The 20,202-nt window shown below is 37.8% G+C and carries 23 protein-coding genes; all 23 read right to left on the bottom strand.

Annotation, left to right across the window (positions count from 1 at the left end; genetic code table 11):
* Positions 1-116: 116 nt before the first annotated feature.
* The 23 genes from OC533_RS10185 to prfA all read right to left on the bottom strand — a co-directional run bounded on the left by OC533_RS10185 (position 117) and on the right by prfA (position 20,197).
* Positions 117-947, bottom strand: coding sequence for a LysM peptidoglycan-binding and 3D domain-containing protein (locus tag OC533_RS10185; RefSeq protein ID WP_070752434.1), 831 nt, complete (start codon positions 945-947; stop codon positions 117-119).
* Between the two features lie 389 nt (positions 948-1,336).
* Positions 1,337-1,702: a single-stranded DNA-binding protein gene (locus tag OC533_RS10180; protein ID WP_003763975.1), complete on the bottom strand. Its 366-nt coding sequence runs from the start codon at positions 1,700-1,702 to the stop codon at positions 1,337-1,339.
* Between the two features lie 254 nt (positions 1,703-1,956).
* Positions 1,957-2,391 carry a 3-hydroxyacyl-ACP dehydratase FabZ gene (gene fabZ / locus OC533_RS10175; RefSeq protein WP_003763977.1) on the bottom strand — a complete coding sequence of 145 codons (435 nt, stop codon included), beginning with the start codon at positions 2,389-2,391 and terminating at the stop codon, positions 1,957-1,959.
* Between the two features lie 21 nt (positions 2,392-2,412).
* On the bottom strand, positions 2,413-3,408 hold the full coding sequence (mreB, locus tag OC533_RS10170; RefSeq protein ID WP_010991326.1) for a rod shape-determining protein MreB: 996 nt from the start codon (positions 3,406-3,408) through the stop codon (positions 2,413-2,415).
* A gap of 162 nt (positions 3,409-3,570) precedes the next feature.
* The gene (gene murA / locus OC533_RS10165) at positions 3,571-4,863 is read right to left on the bottom strand and encodes a UDP-N-acetylglucosamine 1-carboxyvinyltransferase (RefSeq protein WP_003772302.1); all 1,293 of its coding nucleotides are present in this window, start codon (positions 4,861-4,863) and stop codon (positions 3,571-3,573) included.
* A gap of 180 nt (positions 4,864-5,043) precedes the next feature.
* Positions 5,044-5,280, bottom strand: coding sequence for a DUF1146 family protein (locus OC533_RS10160; RefSeq protein WP_010991327.1), 237 nt, complete (start codon positions 5,278-5,280; stop codon positions 5,044-5,046).
* 122 nt (positions 5,281-5,402) lie between these two features.
* On the bottom strand, positions 5,403-5,807 hold the full coding sequence (locus OC533_RS10155; protein ID WP_003723461.1) for a F0F1 ATP synthase subunit epsilon: 405 nt from the start codon (positions 5,805-5,807) through the stop codon (positions 5,403-5,405).
* A gap of 21 nt (positions 5,808-5,828) precedes the next feature.
* Positions 5,829-7,250 carry a F0F1 ATP synthase subunit beta gene (gene atpD / locus OC533_RS10150; protein ID WP_003772293.1) on the bottom strand — a complete coding sequence of 474 codons (1,422 nt, stop codon included), beginning with the start codon at positions 7,248-7,250 and terminating at the stop codon, positions 5,829-5,831.
* Between the two features lie 60 nt (positions 7,251-7,310).
* Positions 7,311-8,183, bottom strand: coding sequence for a F0F1 ATP synthase subunit gamma (locus tag OC533_RS10145; protein ID WP_003723463.1), 873 nt, complete (start codon positions 8,181-8,183; stop codon positions 7,311-7,313).
* A 37-nt stretch (positions 8,184-8,220) separates the two neighbouring features.
* Entirely contained in the window at positions 8,221-9,735 is a 1,515-nt protein-coding gene (atpA, locus tag OC533_RS10140; protein ID WP_003739782.1) for a F0F1 ATP synthase subunit alpha, read from the bottom strand.
* Between the two features lie 26 nt (positions 9,736-9,761).
* A complete protein-coding gene (locus OC533_RS10135; RefSeq protein WP_003772291.1) occupies positions 9,762-10,301 on the bottom strand; it encodes a F0F1 ATP synthase subunit delta in 540 nt (179 codons plus the stop codon).
* Complete coding sequence (gene atpF, locus OC533_RS10130) at positions 10,298-10,810, bottom strand: F0F1 ATP synthase subunit B (protein ID WP_003739784.1); 513 nt, start codon at positions 10,808-10,810, stop codon at positions 10,298-10,300. The genes OC533_RS10135 and atpF overlap by 4 nt, the downstream gene beginning before the upstream one ends.
* Before the next feature lie 87 nt (positions 10,811-10,897).
* A complete protein-coding gene (atpE, locus tag OC533_RS10125) occupies positions 10,898-11,116 on the bottom strand; it encodes a F0F1 ATP synthase subunit C (RefSeq protein WP_003723467.1) in 219 nt (72 codons plus the stop codon).
* 71 nt (positions 11,117-11,187) lie between these two features.
* The gene (gene atpB, locus OC533_RS10120) at positions 11,188-11,904 is read right to left on the bottom strand and encodes a F0F1 ATP synthase subunit A (RefSeq protein ID WP_003723468.1); all 717 of its coding nucleotides are present in this window, start codon (positions 11,902-11,904) and stop codon (positions 11,188-11,190) included.
* Positions 11,905-11,910: 6 nt separating this feature from the next.
* Positions 11,911-12,309 (bottom strand): ATP synthase subunit I, encoded by a 399-nt coding sequence (locus tag OC533_RS10115; protein WP_185324464.1) that lies wholly within the window; start codon positions 12,307-12,309, stop codon positions 11,911-11,913.
* A 193-nt stretch (positions 12,310-12,502) separates the two neighbouring features.
* Positions 12,503-12,670: a hypothetical protein gene (locus tag OC533_RS10110; protein ID WP_077904850.1), complete on the bottom strand. Its 168-nt coding sequence runs from the start codon at positions 12,668-12,670 to the stop codon at positions 12,503-12,505.
* Between the two features lie 470 nt (positions 12,671-13,140).
* Entirely contained in the window at positions 13,141-14,280 is a 1,140-nt protein-coding gene (gene wecB, locus OC533_RS10105; protein WP_194324068.1) for a non-hydrolyzing UDP-N-acetylglucosamine 2-epimerase, read from the bottom strand.
* A 117-nt stretch (positions 14,281-14,397) separates the two neighbouring features.
* On the bottom strand, positions 14,398-15,027 hold the full coding sequence (gene upp, locus OC533_RS10100; RefSeq protein ID WP_194324070.1) for a uracil phosphoribosyltransferase: 630 nt from the start codon (positions 15,025-15,027) through the stop codon (positions 14,398-14,400).
* A gap of 137 nt (positions 15,028-15,164) precedes the next feature.
* Positions 15,165-16,406 carry a serine hydroxymethyltransferase gene (gene glyA / locus OC533_RS10095; protein WP_003772282.1) on the bottom strand — a complete coding sequence of 414 codons (1,242 nt, stop codon included), beginning with the start codon at positions 16,404-16,406 and terminating at the stop codon, positions 15,165-15,167.
* Positions 16,407-16,541: 135 nt separating this feature from the next.
* Positions 16,542-16,949 carry a low molecular weight protein arginine phosphatase gene (locus OC533_RS10090; protein WP_194324072.1) on the bottom strand — a complete coding sequence of 136 codons (408 nt, stop codon included), beginning with the start codon at positions 16,947-16,949 and terminating at the stop codon, positions 16,542-16,544.
* Entirely contained in the window at positions 16,946-17,983 is a 1,038-nt protein-coding gene (locus OC533_RS10085; RefSeq protein WP_185511496.1) for an L-threonylcarbamoyladenylate synthase, read from the bottom strand. The genes OC533_RS10090 and OC533_RS10085 overlap by 4 nt, the downstream gene beginning before the upstream one ends.
* A gap of 299 nt (positions 17,984-18,282) precedes the next feature.
* Positions 18,283-19,134, bottom strand: coding sequence for a peptide chain release factor N(5)-glutamine methyltransferase (gene prmC / locus OC533_RS10080; RefSeq protein ID WP_194324075.1), 852 nt, complete (start codon positions 19,132-19,134; stop codon positions 18,283-18,285).
* Positions 19,121-20,197 carry a peptide chain release factor 1 gene (gene prfA / locus OC533_RS10075; RefSeq protein ID WP_003764009.1) on the bottom strand — a complete coding sequence of 359 codons (1,077 nt, stop codon included), beginning with the start codon at positions 20,195-20,197 and terminating at the stop codon, positions 19,121-19,123. Before prfA ends, prmC begins: the two co-directional genes overlap by 14 nt.
* Between the last annotated feature and the right edge of the window lie 5 nt (positions 20,198-20,202).

Below are 20,202 nucleotides of genomic sequence, written 5' to 3'. Positions count from 1 at the left end.
TCTCCTAAAAAACTTTATTATGTATAAGTTTATCATAAAAAAGAGCCTCTTCCTATTTTTAATCAAAAAAAGCTGCAAATAGCATAGCCATTTGCAGCTTTTCGATATGGAGTAGATTAATCTAAAATTTGTACTTTAACTTGTTTTACACCCCAGTTATTAACTTCTTGTACTGAGTTTAAATGTACATCAATTTTATTACCTTTAATTGCGCCACCAGTATCGGCTGCAATTGCTTCTCCGTATCCTTCAACATACACTTTTGAACCTAGAGGAATAACAGATGGATCAACTGCAATAACACGTGAATTATCGTTTAAATCAATTCCTGTTGCTGTCATATGGCTCATTCCTGGTTCAGCTTTACTATAAGCAGTTGCTGTAACTGTTAGCTCTTTTGAAACATTTCCTTGAGCTGACGAAGAGTTATTTGACGATTCATTAGATGTTGTTGATTTTTGAGTTGTTTGTGTTGATTTTTCTTCTTTTGGTTGCTGTGCTGGTTGTTCTGTAGCATTACTTTCTGATTTGTTGTTTTCAGAAGGTGTGCTTTCACTAGCTTTAGCATTTTCACCTACAGACAATTTTTGACCAACTATGATTAAATCAGATGAAAGATTATTCCATTCCTTTAATTGGTTAACTGTCACACCGTTATCTAATGCAATATGTCCTAGTGTGTCACCAGCTACAACTGTATATTTCGCACCGTTACTAGTAGCAGCTTTTTTCTCGCCACTATTTACTTGTAACGTTTGGTTTGGAAAAATTAAGTTTGAGCTTAAGTTGTTATCTTCTTTCAATTGTTTTATAGAGATATTATTTTCATTTGAGATTTTCCAAAGTGAGTCACCGTCTTGAACTTTATACTCAGCCGCAAAAGCTTGAGTTGAACCAGATCCTGCAATAATTAAACCAGCCGCAATGGCTACTACTGTTTTCTTCATGTAATTAATTCCCTCCTTGATTACTTTCGAGAACAATCGTACCACATGAAACTTTAGACTTGGTTACTAAAAAATTAAGCATGTATGACAGGCGCCTGAATAGCCCCGAGAATCCTGCAATATTTGTAAATTACCATTATTGTCTGATTTTTATTGTTTACACCTTCAATTGGTTCTCAAATTCTTTCAACATAACTCGCCGTTATAGTTCACGCCTCTTTTATATCCCAATTAAATACTTCATAAAATAAACTATTTATATTTAAAAGATAGAATTGGAAAATTTTTCCATTACAAATAACTCCTAAAATCAACGCTTTTAATCGCTATTTCAACCAAATTTTTATAAATTATAAGTTAAATCTAGCTTTTTATAACAAAGTATTACATCATTCATCTTCTTCATGAGAGATATTAACTACATTTTCGCCTTTACCTCTACTTGATAGATACCTAATTTGGTGAACTAACACCTCAGTAATATAGACTTTCTGTTCCTCTTTATTCAAATATTGTCTAGATTGTAGTTCTCCGATTACACCTACTAATTGTCCTTTACTACAAAATTCAGCAGTTGCTTCTGCTCGCTTTCCCCAAATAACGCATTGAATAAAATCTGCATCATTGTCGACTCTTTTATTCTTTCCAAAACGATTTAAAGCTATTGTCAAATTCAAAACAGCCCTATCTTCTGTGGTCCATTTCAGTTCTGGCTCTTTTGTTAAACGTCCTACTAAAGTTACTTGATTAATCATATAATCGCCTCTTTCTTTTGGTGTAAAGCGATTATATTTGATAAAAATTTCTTTGTAAAATAGCTAAAGTTCCATTTTCATGGGGGTTAAAGAAACAAAAAAGCCGTTTTCTGCTAGAAGAAAATCATACTTTTCTAGAGAGCTAATGAATGCAAAACACTATTTTACTAAATTGCAACTTTTTTTAGCACATGCTATTCTGAGAACATCAAAAAAGCACCAAAATCCATTTTGGACTTCAGTGCTCATTATTTCTATTGTGGTAAATCTGACAAGGCGAACATAATTTCAGCTTCACAGACCAAATCGCCTTCTACTGTAGCCTTAACTTTGGCCTTGGCAATAGCGCCTCTCATTCGAGTGATTTCTGCTTCAAGTAAGAGTTGATCACCTGGCACAACTTGGCGTTTAAAGCGACATCCATCAATTCCCGCAAACAAACCAATTTTGCCTTTATTAGCTTCACTTTGCATCATTGCAATCCCACTTGTTTGAGCAAGTGCTTCTACAATTAGGACACCCGGCATTACTGGATACTCCGGAAAATGGCCATTAAAGAATTCTTCATTAGCTGTTACATTCTTTATAGCAGTTACTTTTTTTCCTTCTTCAACAGAAATAACTCTATCCACTAATAAAAATGGATAACGATGAGGTAAAATTTCTTTGATTTTCTTAATATCTAACATATAAATCCCCCAAATTCAAATTTAGATACGACCACGTTTTTTATTTGTTAGTGATTCAAGCAAAATGCCAGTACCGAGAGCTACAACATCTAAAGGATTTTCAGTAATTAGAACCGGAACTTTTAATTGTTCAGACATTAATTCGTCTAAACCATGTAATAATGAACCGCCACCAGTCATAATAATTCCTCTATCAATAATATCTGCTGAAAGTTCTGGAGGTGTTTGCTCTAAAACTTGTCGAGCTGCTAAAACCATTAAGTTCAATGAATCATGAATAGCTTCTTCTACTTCAGAACTAGTAATGGAGATAGTCTTAGGTAAGCCACTTACTAAGTCTCTACCGCGAATCTCCATAGTTTCTTCTTTAGTACCTCGGGAAGCAGTTCCAATAGTTACTTTAATATTTTCAGCAGTTCTTTCACCAATAAGTACGTTATACTTTCTTTTAACATAATTTAAGATATCAGCGTCCCATTTATTGCCGGCCACTTTTACGGATTGGCTTGTTACGATGTCGCCCATAGATAATACGGCTACATCCGCAGTTCCACCACCGATGTCAATAATCATATTACCAGAAGGCTCAAAGATTTCCATGCCAGCACCAATAGCTGCAACTTTAGGTTCTTCTTCAAGAAACACTTGTTTTCCACCACTTTTTTCAGCAACTTCTCTAATTGCTTTTTGCTCAACAGAAGTAATATTCGTTGGGCAACAAATTAAAATGCGAGGACGCGAAAAAAAGGTTTTCAGGTTCAACTTTTGTATAAAGAAACGTAGCATTTCTTGAACAATATCAAAATCAGCAATAACCCCATCTTTCATAGGTTTGATTGCTGTAATATCCCCTGGAGTTCTACCAACCATATCTCTAGCTTCTGTTCCAACTGCTAGAACTTGTCCAGTCTTATTGTTTATAGCGACAACTGAAGGTTCATTAACAACGATTCCTCTTCCTTTAACATGAATTAATACATTAGCTGTACCTAAATCGATACCAACATCTTTTGCCATTTACATTTTAACTCCTTTCGTGGTGTACACCTAATTTTACATCTCATTCTGAATTATAGCATAATTTACGTTATGCTGAAATGTATATTTCATGACAACGTGGTTTTTTTCACGATAATAAAAAAAACCGTACCAAAAGATACGGTTTTAACAAATTTAATTTTAGAATAGAGAAGCTAAATTCGTTACATCGATTTTAGAATCATCTACACGTTCTACATCTGCACCAAGCGCTTGAAGTTTTCCGTGGAAATTATTATAGCCACGGTCTAAGTATTTAAGTTCCGTTACTTGTGTATAACCATCCGCAACAAGACCTGCAAGAATAAGTGCTGCTGCTGCACGTAAATCAGTCGCCGCAACTTCAGCTCCTTGTAGTTTTGCTGGACCGGAAATAATAACAGAATGTCCTTCAATTTTCATATCTGCATTCATTCGACGCATTTCTTCAACGTGCATGAAGCGATTTTCAAAAACAGTTTCTGTCATAATGCTTGTACCTTCACTTAGCATTTGAATAACCATCATTTGTGATTGCATATCAGTTGGGAAACCAGGATGTGGCATTGTTTTAACATCCACTGCTTTCAATTTATCTGGTCCAATGACACGAATGCCATTTTCTTCTTCAATAATTTGAACGCCCATTTCCTCTAATTTAGCGATTAATGAACTAATATGTTCAGGAACTGCATCTTCAATTAAAACATTTCCTCCTGTAATCGCTGCAGCAATCATAAACGTACCAGCTTCAATACGGTCAGGAATAATAGAATGTTCAGTAGCAGTTAATTCTTTAACTCCTTCAATTCTAATTACTTCAGTTCCTGCTCCAATAACTCTGGCACCCATTTGGTTAAGGAAATTCGCTAAATCTACAATTTCAGGTTCGCGAGCAACATTCTCAATCACTGTTGTTCCTTCAGCTAATGTAGCAGCCATCATAATATTTTGAGTTGCTCCAACACTTGGGAAATCTAAGTATACTTTAGCTCCTACTAATTTTTCAGCAGTAGCTTCAATATAACCATTTTCGATTTTTACAATTGCGCCCATTGCTTCAAAGCCTTTTAAATGTAAATCTACTGGTCTTGAGCCAATTGCACATCCACCTGGCAAAGCTACACGAGCTGAACCAGTACGAGCTAATAGTGGTCCCATGACAACAATAGAAGCACGCATTTTTCGAACATACTCAAAAGGTGCATCAGAAGTGATTTCTCCTGTTGCATCAACTGTTACTTCATCATTTACAAAAGAAACATCAGCATTTAAATATTTAAGTACCTCATTAATTGTGAATACATCAGACAAATTTGGGACATTTTTTAATACGCTAGTACCTTTACTCGCAAGTAATGTAGCAGCTATTACCGGTAATACAGCATTTTTGGCACCTTCCATTTTTACAGAACCATTTAACTGTTTTCCACCGCGTACAATAATTTTTTCCAAAAAGAACCCCTCCGCGTTACTAATAACTAAATCATTTATCGAATTTTATTAATCAAAATTTAAAATTAAAACATATCTTAGTAATTCTACCACTTATCACCCTAAAATATCAACTGATTTTAACCTAATATTAAACTTGTTATAAGCTTATATTAAATTTTTACTACAATAGTACTTTTTCTAACCAAAAAAATTAATTAACTGCTTAGATGCCGCTAAGTAGTCTAAGAAAAAGTTACTTAATGTATAACCGAGCACAATCGAAATAATCACAAATAGTAGTCTAGCTTGCGTTACATGATTTTTCTTAATGAATTTTTCGTAGTTGATTGCTTGCAAGGACCAAAAAGTAATAACGATAAATAGTAAATGTGAAATGATGATGACATATGGTGATTCCATAATAATATTATACATGTGTTCGCTCCTCATTTTTTGCTATTACTCATTTTAACAAATACAGGGAGGAAAAAACAGTTAATGCACTTATGGTTATATAAAAAAACTTCCTGGCTAAAAACCAGGAAGCTAAATTATTATTAATTGTGTTCTTTCGCGTGAATTCGGTTGATAGCTCTTTGTAGTGCTAGTTGAGCCATTACTTCATCCACTTTTTGTTCTTTTGCTCGGCTAAGTTCTTCTTCTGCACGTTGTTTTGCTTTTTCAGCGCGATCAATATCAATATCTTGTTCGCGTTCAGCAGTATCCGCGAGAATGTTAACTTCTTCACCGTTTACTTCCATAAAGCCACCATTTACAGCGACCCATTCCTCACCAGACTCAACTTTTAAACGAACGATGTCGATTTTGAGTGGAGCAACTAGTGGAACATGGCCAGGTAAAATACCGAGTTCACCTGCTTTTGTTCTAGCAATAACCATTTGAGCAACGCCTTCATAAACAGGGCCGTCTGGAGTAACAATACTAACATTTAATGAACCCATACGTATTTCCTCCTGTTTTTATCAGACTTCAACGCCCATATCTTTTGCTTTTTCAAGAACATCCTCAATGCGTCCAACTGAACGGAATGCATCTTCAGGAATATGGTCGTATTTTCCGGCTAATAAGTCTTTGAATCCTTTAACTGTTTCTTTAACAGGGACATAAGAACCTTTTTGGCCTGTAAATTGTTCTGCAACGTGGAAATTTTGAGATAAGAAGAATTGTACACGACGCGCACGAGAAACAGATTGTTTATCTTCATCAGATAACTCATCCATACCAAGGATAGCGATAATGTCTTGAAGTTCTTTATATCTTTGTAGTAAACGTTGTACTTCCGTTGCTACTTCATAGTGTTCTTCACCTACGATATCAGGAGAAAGAGCACGGGATGTAGAAGCAAGTGGATCTACCGCTGGATAAATACCTTGTTCCGTTAATTTACGTTCCAAGTTAGTTGTTGCATCTAAATGGGCGAAAGTTGTAGCCGGAGCCGGGTCAGTATAGTCATCGGCTGGCACATAAATCGCTTGGATAGAAGTAACGGATCCAACGTTAGTAGATGTAATACGTTCTTGTAATTGACCCATTTCAGTAGCTAGGGTTGGTTGGTAACCTACCGCAGATGGCATACGACCTAGTAAAGCCGAAACCTCTGAACCAGCTTGTGTGAAACGGAAAATGTTATCAATGAATAAAAGTACGTCTTGATGTTCTTCATCACGGAAATACTCAGCAATTGTTAAACCAGTTAAGGCTACACGCATACGCGCACCTGGTGGCTCGTTCATTTGACCGAATACCATCGCTGTTTTTTCAATAACGCCAGAATCTTTCATTTCAAAGTAAAGGTCGTTCCCTTCACGAGTACGTTCTCCAACGCCTGCGAACACTGAAATACCACCGTGTTCTTGTGCGATATTATGGATAAGCTCTTGAATTAGAACGGTTTTACCTACACCGGCACCACCGAACAGTCCGATTTTACCACCTTTTAAGTATGGAGCTAGCAAGTCAACTACTTTAATTCCTGTTTCAAGAATTTCTGTTGTTGTTGCTAATTGATCAAAAGTTGGAGCTTCGCGGTGAATTTTATTACGTTTAATATCGCTTGGAAGTGGTTCGTCCAAATCGATGGTGTTTCCTAATACATTAAATACACGACCAAGAGTTACTGTACCAACTGGAACGGTAATTGGGCTCCCAGTATCAATAACTTCCATACCTCTTTGAACACCATCTGTTGATGCCATTGCGATTGTACGAACAACGTCATCACCTAATTGGATGGCTACTTCTAAAGTAAGTTGGCTAGTTGGTGCTTCTTCTGCATCAGATTTATATTCAATAACTAGGGCGTTGTAGATTTCAGGTAAGTTTCCACCTTCAAATTTAACGTCTACAACTGGACCCATAACTTGGATTACTTGTCCTTTAGACATGCAATTATTCCTCCTCACTTACCTTCCCATTTATTGGGACGTTACAAGAAACGCCGACTTCTATTCTAGTGCGGCTGCTCCTCCGACGATTTCGGTAATTTCTTGCGTGATCGCAGCTTGGCGAGCACGGTTATATTGTAGTGATAAGTCACTGATTAAATCGGATGCATTATCTGTCGCGCTTCTCATGGCAGTCATACGAGCAGCATGTTCAGCGGCTTTGGCATCCAGAAGTGCTCCGAAAATTAGGCTTTCCACATATTGCGGTAATAATACTTCCAGGATTTCTTGTTCGGAAGGCTCAAATTCGTAAGTAGTTAAATCTACATCCGTTTCTTTACCTTTTTCGTGAAATTCCGTCAGTGGTAGTAGTTGCTCTTTTCTCAGTTCACTAGAAATAGAATTGATATGGTGATTATAATAAATGAAAACCTCGTCATAAACACCATCTTCAAACATTTGAACTGTGTTACTAGCAATATCTTTAATTTCCGCAAATATCGGGTGATCTGTAATACCTTGTACTTCTAAAACCACGTTCATTTGGCGCGCTTTGAAGAAGTCACGAGCAGATCTACCTACAGTGATTATTGCATATTCATCACTTGACGTATGCTTTTTATTAATTTCTTGAAATACTTCTTTGATTACGGAACTGTTGTAAGAACCTGCAAGTCCAGTATCAGAAGTAAGTACGATATAACCAGTACGGTGAACAGGTCTAGATACAAGCATTGGATGGTCGCTGCTGTTACCAGTGCTAGCAACATGTGTTACTACGTCTTTAATTTTAGAAACGTAAGGCTCATATGAACGAGCGTTTGATTCTGCACGACCTAGTTTTGCTGCTGATACCATTTGCATTGCTTTTGTAATTTGACTTGTTTTACGAGTAGAAGTTATTCGTTGTTTAATATCGATTAAAGATGCCAAAGATTTTCACCACCTTTGAATTTATTCCGAGTCTAAATTATTTTTCTTCAGAAGGAACAAATGTATTTTTAAATTCTTTTAATGCTGCTTCAAGTTTCGCTTCGTCAGGAAGTTTTTTCGTTGTACGAATTTCTTCCAAAAGCTCTGGGTGATTATGATCAAACCATGTATTCATTTCGGACTCAAAACGCAGAACATCATGAACTGGTACATCATCCAGATATTTATGAACAAGTGCATAAAGAATCAATACTTGTTTTTCAACTTTCAAAGGTTTGTGCAAATCTTGTTTTAGAACTTCTACTGTACGTTTACCACGTTCTAGTTTCGCACGAGTAGCTGCGTCTAAGTCAGAACCGAATTGTGAGAAGGATTCTAGCTCACGGTAAGCGGCAAGATCTAGACGAAGTGTTCCGGCAACAGTTTTCATTGCTTTAATTTGCGCTGATCCACCTACACGGGATACAGAAAGTCCGGCGTTGATCGCTGGACGTACTCCGGAGAAGAATAAATCAGATTGCAAGAAGATTTGTCCGTCAGTAATCGAGATAACGTTTGTAGGAATATAAGCGGAAATGTCTCCGGCTTGTGTTTCTACGAATGGAAGAGCCGTAATGGATCCGCCACCTAAGCTATCATTTAATTTTGCAGCACGTTCAAGTAAACGGGAGTGCAAGTAGAAAACATCCCCTGGATAAGCTTCACGACCTGGAGGACGACGAAGTAATAGAGACAGCTCACGATAAGCAGCTGCTTGTTTGGATAAGTCATCATATACAACTAAAACGTGTTTACCGCTGTACATGAATTCTTCAGCCATAGCAACACCAGCATAAGGTGCCAAATAAAGAAGTGGCGCTGGTTGAGATGCTGCTGCAGTTACGACGATTGTATAATCTAACGCACCGTGATGACGTAATGTTTCTACGGCATTACGAACAGTAGATTCTTTTTGACCGATAGCAACATAAATACAAATCATGTCTTGGTCAGCTTGGTTTAGAATAGTATCAATTGCTACAGATGTTTTACCAGTTTGGCGGTCACCAATGATTAACTCACGTTGACCACGACCAATAGGAACAAGTGCATCAATTGCTTTAATACCTGTTTGTAGTGGTTCGTTTACCGATTGACGTTGCATAACACCAGGTGCTACTGCTTCAATCGGACGAGTTCCAGTTGTTTCAATAGGTCCTAAACCATCAACTGGTTGACCTAATGAGTTAACTACACGCCCAATAAGCGCTTCGCCAACAGGAACTTCCATGATTTTACCGGTACGACGAACTTCATCGCCTTCACGGATTTCAGTGTAAGGACCTAGAATAATGATACCAACATCATTTGTTTCTAAGTTTTGGGCCATACCCATTACACCATTTGAGAACTCTAACAATTCACCAGCCATTGCATTATCGAGTCCATGAGCACGCGCAATACCGTCACCAATGTAGGTAACCGTACCAACATCACTCACTTTTAGTTCAGATTGATAATTTTCAATCTGCTGTTTTATGATTGAGCTGATCTCTTCAGCCTTAATGCTCATTGATTTCACCCCTCGTTAAACGGAAACTAGGCTTTAATTTGCCGTTCCATGTCCTTTAATTTCGTTTTTAGACTGTCATCATATATACGGGTTCCAATAACCACTTTGACTCCACCAAGAAGGGATTTATCAATGTGATTTTGAATGTTTAATTTTGTTTTGTTCATTTTCGCAGCAAATACTCTCGAGAGCGCCGTAAGTTCTTGTTCAGAAAGCGGGACAACAGAATAAACATCTGCATCCGCAACTCCGCGCAAGTCATTTACGCGTTTTTGGTAAACGTCCGCAATAACAGAAAGATAATCTTCTCTGCTACGGTCAATTAAAAGATAAATAAAATCTCTTAATGTCGGATTGATTTTTTCAAAAACAGCGCTGGCAAGATTTTTCTTTTGCTCGGTCGTGAAAGTAGGATTTTCAAGTAGTTTTACAAAATCTTTATTTGCATTTAATGCCGCTTTTAATTCAGTTAGTTCTTCTGAAAAAACGTCGACTAAATCTTTATCTTGAGCTACTTGAAAAAGCGCATTGGCATAGCGACCTGCAACTTCCAAATCTTTACTCATTTGTCATCCCCTAGCCTTTCGATATAATCTTGGATAAGGTTAGATTGTTCTTTTTCATCCAGATTTTTTTCGATGACTTTCGATGCAATAAGAACAGATAAGGAACCGACTTGTTCACGAAGAGCAGAAATAGCATCTTCTTTTTCACGTGCAATATCGGCTTTTGCTTCTTCTTTTATACGTTCTGATTCACGTCTAGCAGTTTTGACAATTTCTTCGCGTTCTTTTTCACCAAGCTGTTTTGCATTCTCAATCATTGTTTGAGATTCAACACGAGCTTGTTGTAAAACACTTTTTTGTTCGGCAAGTAGTTGTTCTGCTTGAGCACGGCTTTCTTCAGCCGCATCAATTTCAGAACCAATATGCTCTTCACGCTCTTTCATAACTCCCATAAGAGGTTTCCAAGCATAAATTCGGATTAAAACTAGCAAAATCGCGAAAGCAAAAAGTGTGAAGAATGCATCACCAAACGTAAATGCGGAACCAATTACTAAATGTGGTTGTAACACGCCAGTTTCACTCCTTTCTATACATTCGCTTGAATTATTCGTTCAAAACGAAAGAGATGAGGTTTTATTTCCTCAACTTCCTTCAAATTATTTATTAAGAACCATGAACGCAATAACTACAGCGATGATAGGAAGGGCCTCAACAAGACCGATACCAATGAACATGATTGTTTGTAGCATAGAACGCGCTTCTGGTTGACGCGCAACACCCTCGACAGTTTTTGATACGATAAGACCGTTACCAATACCCGCACCTAATGCACCTAATCCAACAGCGATAGCAGCTGCAATAACACCTAAAGACATATAATTATCCTCCTAATTTTTCTAAATATTATTTTTTATTACTTTTATAAATGACTTATTTGAAAGTTAGTTTAATGTTCGTCACTTACCTTATGCGACATGTAAACCATGGTCAGCATAGTGAAAATGTACGCTTGAATTGCCCCAATGAAAATTGAGAATCCTTGCCATAGTAACGCAGGAATTATTGCTAGCACACCTACAAATATGTTCATATGAGCAAGTTGTGTTGCAATGATGGTTAACAAAACTTCGCCGGCGAAAATATTACCGTAAAGACGTAAACCAAGCGTTAAAGTATTAGCAAATTCTTCTACTAATTTAAGTGGGAATAAAAATTTCATTGGACTAAAGTAAGTACCAACAAAATAGTGCTTGAAACCACGCATTTTAATACCATAGTAATGCGTTAAGCCAAGAACCATTATCGCAAGTGTTAATGTGACAATTGGATCCGCTGTAGGTGAACGCCACCATACTTCATCGTTAATCGCGATTTGAAATGGCAATCCTAGCATATTAGCTACGAAAATAAACATTAGTAGCGTAATACCAAGCACATGGAATCTCCCACCGGTTTTCCAATCCATATTACTATTAATAATACCTCTGACAAAATCCATAACCCATTCAATGAAGTTCTGCTTTCCGGTAGGTCGGCGTTGCAGATTTCTGGTACAGATAATGGCTATTAGAAGAACGATGACACAAGTCACAGTAATCATCAAAATATTAGATAGATTAAAGTCGATCCCTAATAGGCTTATCGTTGGAAATTCCTCTTCCAATTAGGTTCACCCCTCTCTTTTTAAAAACTTTTTTCTGCGGTACATGGAATACACAAAAAAATCTAGAAAAATAATTGCATATGCAAGCCCAAGTCCGATTACCATGCTATAAACATGAAAATATTCCGGCAGTTGCGTCGCTATAATAGTAGCAAATAACACGCTCCCCATTCTAAATGGCATTCCCATACCATAAAAAGAACGATTTTCAGCCAAAGCTCTAGTCATTGATTGTGTACGCCTCATTAATAACCAGTAGTTAAACCAGCCGATGATTAAACCCAATTTAAGTCCCAAGAAAATATGTATGTAAGGGGTTAAAAACCATCCACAAAGACAAACAGCAATAAAAAGAACCATATACTTTTGATGACGATGATACATGCCAATTAGCGATTCTAACATTCGGGGCGCAATCCTTTCTTTTTCAAAAGATTTTTCTTTCCAGATGACCATTTTGAAATCTCAGGGAGTAAGTTTGGTTTGTGAAAACAAGCACATTTTTCCCAATTCATCCCAATCCCAAACACACATGAAAGCCTTATCAGCGTGTCAGTTCTTAGCATACAACAGCCAAAAGAGAAAAGTCAATACACTTTCACAAATTGTGCGTACATCTATTACTAATAGTACCACAATTGACCCTATCCATAAAAGAATAGCCCATTATTTCTGAGATTTTTTTGATTTCAAAATCTAGTCGTTTCTTAGATTGCTCCGCCAGAATTATTTTTGTCCATTTAACAGCAATCAACACCTCCGTAATCGTTGGAAAACTCGTCTCCTGTTCGTGTGATATTTCACAAAAAAGGTGACAAAAACTCTCTTTCGCACAAATAAAAAAACTTCTACCACTTTTGGTAAAAGAATTCGATACGATTATTCGCAAATTACGCGACCGAAAGTTCTTTTCCCAAGAAAAAGAACGGAAAAAACAGCCGGACTCACTTATCATGAGTTGCATTTTGATATAGAGTGCCCGTATAAATTCCAATTCAGTCAACGCGAAACCTAGCGTCGGCGGGATTGTAGTGAATACTGAGCGCAGTCTTCTATCCCTATGCTAAAAACAAGCTATTTTTTGGGCTCTTATATTAATAACATTGACCATCTTATCACATGTAACATAAAAGAACTAGTGAAAATCGAGCGTGTAACATATCTGTAACAATAAGGCGCTTTCATTCTAAAAAAAGAGGAAACCTAGACTTTTAACGCCTAGTTTTCCACTGTGTTTTACACGATAAAATCTTCTGGTCGCTCCGTTCCATTAAACTGACTTTTAATTGCTGCTAAAATTCTATTTGCAGCAAGTCCATCACCATATGGATTGGCCGCTTTCGCCATTTTATCATGGCTTTCTTTATTATCAAGTAATTCTAATGCTTCTTTTATGAGATTTTCTTTACTCGTCCCAATTAGTTTTAACGTGCCTGCTTCGATGCCTTCTGGGCGTTCTGTTGTGTCTCGTAAAACTAAAACAGGTACTCCCATGCCAGGCGCTTCTTCTTGTACGCCGCCTGAATCAGTAAAAACAAGATAAGATTTGCGTAAGAAATTATGAAAGTCAATAGCATCCAGTGGTTCAATCAAATGGATACGTTCGTGACCGCCTAAAATATTCGTCGCTTTCTCTCTGACAGCTGGATTCAAATGCATCGGATATACAAGTTCCACATCCTCACGACTTTCGACGATTTCGCGAACAGCTTCAAACATACCTTGCATAGGTTCTCCCAGATTTTCTCTCCGATGAGCAGTCATCAGTATTAAGCGATTATCACCAAGATTCTCTAAAATAGGATGATGATAATCCTCTTGAACGGTTGTTTTAAGGGCATCAATGGCAGTATTTCCTGTTACAAAAATAGTAGCTGGATTTTTCCCTTCCGCAAGCAGGTTTTCTTTAGCTTGCTTCGTCGGAGAAAAATGCATATCCGCCATTACTCCAGTTAATTGACGATTCATTTCTTCTGGGAACGGCGAATATTTATTCCAAGTTCTAAGTCCCGCTTCGACATGTCCAAGCTTTTTTTGTTGATAAAAAGTAGCTAGTCCGGCGGCAAAACTTGTAGTCGTATCACCGTGAACTAGGACAATATCAGGATTTTCCTTAGCAATAACATCATTAATTCCGTTCATTACGCGTGAAGTTATATCAGCTAAGGTTTGCCCTTTTTTCATTATATCTAAGTCAATATCAGGTTTTATATCAAAAATTTCTAAGACTTGATCCAACATTTCACGGTGTTGCGCGGTAATAACTACCGTTGACTCAAACGTTTCTGATTCTTTTTCTAATGCCAAAACGAGCGGCGCCATCTTGATTGCCTCTGGTCTTGTTCCAAAGATACTCATTACTTTGATTTTAGCCAATTGCGAACCTCCTTATAAAAAAACTCCTCAGAAATAGCTCGACAAAAAATTTTCCAGTCTGCCAAAAAGCAGCACTGTTTATAATTCCTTATCTCACTAAACCGAGGAGATTGTTAATTATTTAGTTCCGAATAATCTATCGCCAGCATCTCCTAAGCCTGGACGGATATAACCATTTTCGTCTAGCTTCTCGTCTAAGCCAGCCACATAGATTTCTACATCAGGATGTGCTTCTTGAAGAGCTTTAACGCCTTCAGGAGCTGCTACTAGACACATAAATTTCATGTTGCGAGCGCCGCGTTTTTTCAAGCAATCAATAGCCATAATTGCTGATCCACCAGTTGCAAGCATTGGATCTACAACGATGAAAAGACGTTCTTCCACATCAGAAGGTAGTTTTACAAAATATTCCACTGGTTCAAGTGTATCATGATCACGGTAAAGACCTACATGACCTACTTTAGCAGCAGGGATAAGTTTTAAAATGCCATCTTGCATACCAAGACCAGCTCTTAAAATAGGCACTACACCTAATTTTTTACCTGTAAGTGTTTTTGCAGTTGTTGTTTGTAGTGGTGTTTTAACTTGGATGTCTTCAAGTTCCATATCACGTGTAATTTCGTACGCCATTAATGTAGCGACTTCATCTACAAGTTCGCGGAATGCTTTTGTTCCCGTATTTTTATCTCGAATAATTGTTAATTTGTGTTGTACTAAAGGGTGATTAATTACGTGTACGTTTGCCATCGATTAGTTCGCTCCTTTGATATTGAAAATTTCCTTCTCTTATTGTATCAGAACAAGACACAAGTGCAAGGATTAATTTGCTATACATGAAAAAAACCGGATTTCTCTAAAATTCAGAAAAAACCGGCTCACTTATTTTATAAACTTGGATAAAGCGGATATTCATTTGTTAAAGTAGCTACACGAGCTTTTACATCTGCTAAAACTTCTTCATTTTCTAAGTTGTGTAGCACTTCAGAAATAAGCACTCCCACTTTTTCGATAGCTACTTCATCGAAGCCACGTGTTGTAACTGCCGCAACTCCTACACGGATACCGCTTGTTACAAATGGGCTTTCTGTTTCAAATGGGATGGTATTTTTATTCACGGTAATACCAACCTCATCTAATACTTTTTCAGCAGCTTTTCCTGTTAAGCCAAGTGGTTTTAAATCAATTAATAGTAAATGATTATCCGAACCGCCTGTTAAAACAGCAACATCATTAGCTTGAAGTGTTTCTGCTAATTTTTTAGAGTTGCGAATGATTTGTTCACAGTACGCAGTGAATTCAGGTTGTAATGCTTCACCAAATGCCACGGCTTTCGCTGCGATTACGTGCATTAATGGTCCACCTTGAATTCCTGGGAAAATCGATTTATTTAATTTTTGTTCCCATTCAGCTTTTGCTAAAATCATTCCGCCACGAGGTCCACGAAGGGTTTTATGAGTGGTTGTAGTTGTAAAATCAGCATAAGGAACTGGATTTTGATGTAAACCTGCTGCAACAAGACCAGCAATATGCGCCATATCAACCATTAAGTATGCGCCAACTTCATCAGCAATTTCACGGAATTTAGCAAAATCAATTTTACGTGGGTAAGCACTTGCACCAGCTACAATCATTTTCGGTTTATGTTTTAATGCTGCTTCACGAACGATTTCATAGTCAATTTCTTTCGTATCTTCACGAACACCGTATTCAACAAAATTGTATAAAACACCACTGAAGTTCACTGGACTACCATGTGTTAAATGGCCACCATGTGAAAGGTTCATACCAAGCACTGTGTCGCCTGGTTCAAGCACAGTATGATAAACTGCCATGTTCGCTTGAGCGCCTGAGTGTGGTTGAACATTCGCATATTCAGCGCCAAATAATTTCTTCGCCCGGTCGCGTGCTAAATCTTCCACAATATCCACGAATTCACATCCGCCGTAGTAACGTTTTCCAGGGTAACCTTCTGCATATTTATTCGTTAATACAGAACCCATTGCTTCCATTACTTGCTCACTAACAAAATTCTCAGATGCGATTAATTCGATATTCGCGCGTTGTCTACCAAGTTCTAACTTAATTGCATCAAAAACTTCCTTATCTTGCTTTTGTAAATAGACCATCTGTGGACCCCATCCTTTTCTGATAAATTTTTCAAGTGAACTGTTATGTATTATCTTTAATAATTACTTAAATTGGGTAGAAAAGCAAGTATTTTGGAGTAAAAAAACGCAATTTCCGATAGTGAAGCGCTTCACTTATTGAAAACGTTCGGAAATTGCACTTTTAAGTTCGTAATAGGTAATTTCATATTGTTCAATTGGTCCTCCGAATGGGTCTGTAATATCTGTTTCATCTTCAGAAATCAATTGAATTTTGTTGCTCGCGGCCGGAAAAATACTTTTTAGCTCAGCTTGGTGATTTTTGGTCATTACATAAATCTCGTCAGCCCAGTCAATATCGGCTTCTGTAATTTTCTTTGCGGCATGTGCCCCTGGTAAATTCATTTGCAGAAGTATCTCGCGAGCGTTTTCCGATATAGTGTCCCCGTCTAATGCGCGCGTCCCTGCTGAACGAACTTCTAAATCAGGTCGCATATTTTGTAAAATTTTTTCGGCTAATGGACTTCGGCAAGTATTTCCCGTACAGACAAATAAAATATTCATTCGCTAATCCTCCTATTCCCAGCAGCTTTTTCTAATCGGTTCATAATCGCTGCTCCGAGTTCTGTTTCTGGATAGACTTCGGCAAAAATAATATCAACATCAGCATGGTCAAAAGCCCGTAAGCCTTTGTAAAGACTCGTAGCTATCTCATCCATTGCTTTAATGCTGCCGGTTGATTGAATGACCGCACTTGTAGCCAATTTGCTCGTCAATTCTTTTGTAGCTAAAATACCCAGTTTTTTCCCCGCGATTTCCACTTTATTAATTTCACTCTGCCAAAATTGGCTAGAACCTTCTACAAGATAAACTGGTGCTTTTGGCGCGTAATGAGTGTATTTCATGCCTGGCGCTTTTGGTTTTTCTGTTTCTGTCGTGCTATTGGTCGATAAATCAACTGCGCCGATGACTTGCTCGATTTGTTCTTTAGTAATGCCACCCGGACGTAAAATAATGGGTACATCAAGCGAGCAATCTATCACAGTTGATTCTAAACCAACACCCGTAGGACCGCCGTCAATAATACCGGCAATTTCTCCGTCTAAATCTTCTATTACATGTTCGGCTGTGGTTGGGCTTGGTTTTCCGGAACGATTGGCGCTCGGGGCTGCTATAGGAATATTCGCTGTTGCTATTAATTCTAGGCTTACTGGATGTTCCGGCATGCGGACGCCCACTGTGGATAACCCAGCAGAAACATTAGCTGCTAGACTGTCTTTTTTTAAAGGGAGAATAACCGTTAGCGGACCTGGCCAAAATGCTTCCATTAGTTGGAGCGCTTTTGGTGGATAACTCGCGATAAATTGATCCATTTGTTCACGCTTAGCAATATGGACGATTAACGGGTTATCTGACGGACGCCCTTTTGCTGCGTATATTTTTTGAATGGCAGCTTGATTTGTCGCGTCTGCTCCCAGTCCATAAACAGTTTCGGTCGGAAAAGCCACACATTCTCCATTTTGAAGTAGTTCTGCTGCTTTTTGATAGATTAAATTATTTGATTGTTGCTTATTTATTTTCCAATGGATGGTTTGCATGATTTCCAGTCCCCTTTACATAACTTCTATTATATTTTAACGTTTTCTAAGCTATTTTTACAGTATTGTTTTTTATTTTGGAAAATGCTAAGTTTTGAACACGAGTTATCCCCAAACTGTGGATAATAACTTTGTCAATGGGGATAACTTCTTGTGAAATGTGGATAATTCTTAAAACTAAGTAAAAAAGCCATTTTCTTTATTAAGATTTGATTAAAATATTTTTTTGCACAACATTTTATCCACAGTTTTGTGGATAACTTTCATTAAAAAAAGACGTCCCTTTTACAGAAACGTCTTCATACCAGTATATTAGAGCATGTTACGTAACGATCTTTTGAATTAATATCTTTGTGGATAAGGACCGTTGCATGTGGATAACTTTTTTCAAATAGTTGTTTTACTCGTTCACCTTGTGTATAACCTATCTCCACACCCACCCAAAAGGACGGATTCAGCACATATTTTAAGTTATCCACAAAACGTTCATAAATTGCTAGCCCATCATTTTCGGCAAATAAAGCAATCGATGGCTCATTTTTTAAGACATAATCCGACATTTCTGCTTTTTCGGCTTCAGAAATATATGGAGGATTAGCAACAATCATATCAAATCGCTCGTTATTTTGTTTGAAGGATTCGAGTAAATCAGTTTCTACAAAACGCACATCGGCATTTAGTAATAAAGCATTTTTTTTAGCAATCGCAAGTGCTGCGGCCGATATATCCGAAGCTGTCACTGTCATATCAGGAAATGCTTTTTTTAGCGCAATGGCAATAATCCCGCTTCCAGTACAAACATCAAGCAAACTCACAAGCGGATGTTTTTTCAAAAAAGCTTCTGCTGTGGCTACAAGTTCCTCTGTTTCAGGTCGTGGAATTAGCACATCTTCTGTTACTAAAAAATCATATCCATAAAAAGGCGCTGTCTTCAAAATATATTGAACCGGTTCTCCCGCTAAATATCTTGCAAAGTCCTCTTGAAACTGTTTTTCGTGATTTGGTTCAAGTTCGCGGCTCATTTCCATCCAAAGTTCAGAACGCGTAAGTCCCATTCTCGTTTCTAGTAAAATTTCCGCTGCATTTTGATCCAATCCTTTTTCAAGAAGGATGGCTTCTGCATTTTTTAGCAATTGATTAATTTGCGTCATTTAAATGCTCCAATTTACTTGTTTGATCTTCCAGGATAAGTGCATCAATGATTTCATCGAGTTTACCTTCCATAATTTGATCTAGTTTTTGGATAGTCAAGCCAATACGGTGATCGGTTACGCGGTTTTGCGGATAATTGTAAGTTCGGATTCGCTCTGAACGGTCACCAGTTCCTACAGCCGATTTACGGTTTGCATCATATTCTTCGCGAGCTTCACGTTCAAATTTATCGTAAACACGCGCGCGCAATACTTTCATCGCCTTATCTTTATTTTTTAACTGGGAACGTTCATCTTGCATCGAAACAACAATCCCGGTTGGAATATGGGTTAGTCGGACTGCTGACATCGTCGTATTGACACTTTGACCACCTGCACCAGTAGAAGCAAATGTATCTGTGCGAATATCTTTGTCGTGTAGCTCAATCTCCACTTCTTCCGCTTCTGGCAAAATGGCTACTGTCGCTGTGGAAGTATGAATTCGGCCACCAGATTCGGTTTCTGGAACACGTTGAACACGGTGCGCCCCATTTTCATATTTCATACGAGAAAAAGCATCATTGCCGTTCATCATCGCAATAATTTCTTTGTAACCGCCAATACCAGTTGGGTTAGCGTCCATGATTTCGACTTTCCAACCACGAGATTCAGCGTACTTGCTGTACATCCGGAATAAATCGCCTGCAAATAAAGCCGCTTCATCTCCACCAGCTGCCCCGCGAATTTCTAAAATAACGTTTTTATCATCGTTAGGATCTTTTGGAACGAGTAATAGTTTTAGACGTTCTTCTAGTTCAGCTTTTTCTTTTTGAAGTTCCGCGAATTCTTCTTTTGCCATTTCGCGCATTTCATCGTCTAATTTTTCTCCTAGAAGTTCTCTTGTTTCATCAATTTGTTCATTCACGTTTTTGTATTCACGGTAGGTTTCGACTGTTGCTGTGATTCCTGACTGTTCTTTGGAAAGGTCGCGTAGTCGCTTTGGATCAGATACTACATCTGGATCACTTAATAATTCATTTAGTTCATCGTAACGGTCTTCCACCGCCTGTAATCGATCATACATTGTAT

It is taken from the genome of Listeria sp. Marseille-Q6474 (genome assembly GCF_946902005.1).
GTDB classification, from domain to species: Bacteria; Bacillota; Bacilli; order Lactobacillales; family Listeriaceae; genus Listeria; species Listeria innocua.
This window is presented reverse-complemented; position numbering and strand designations above follow the sequence as displayed.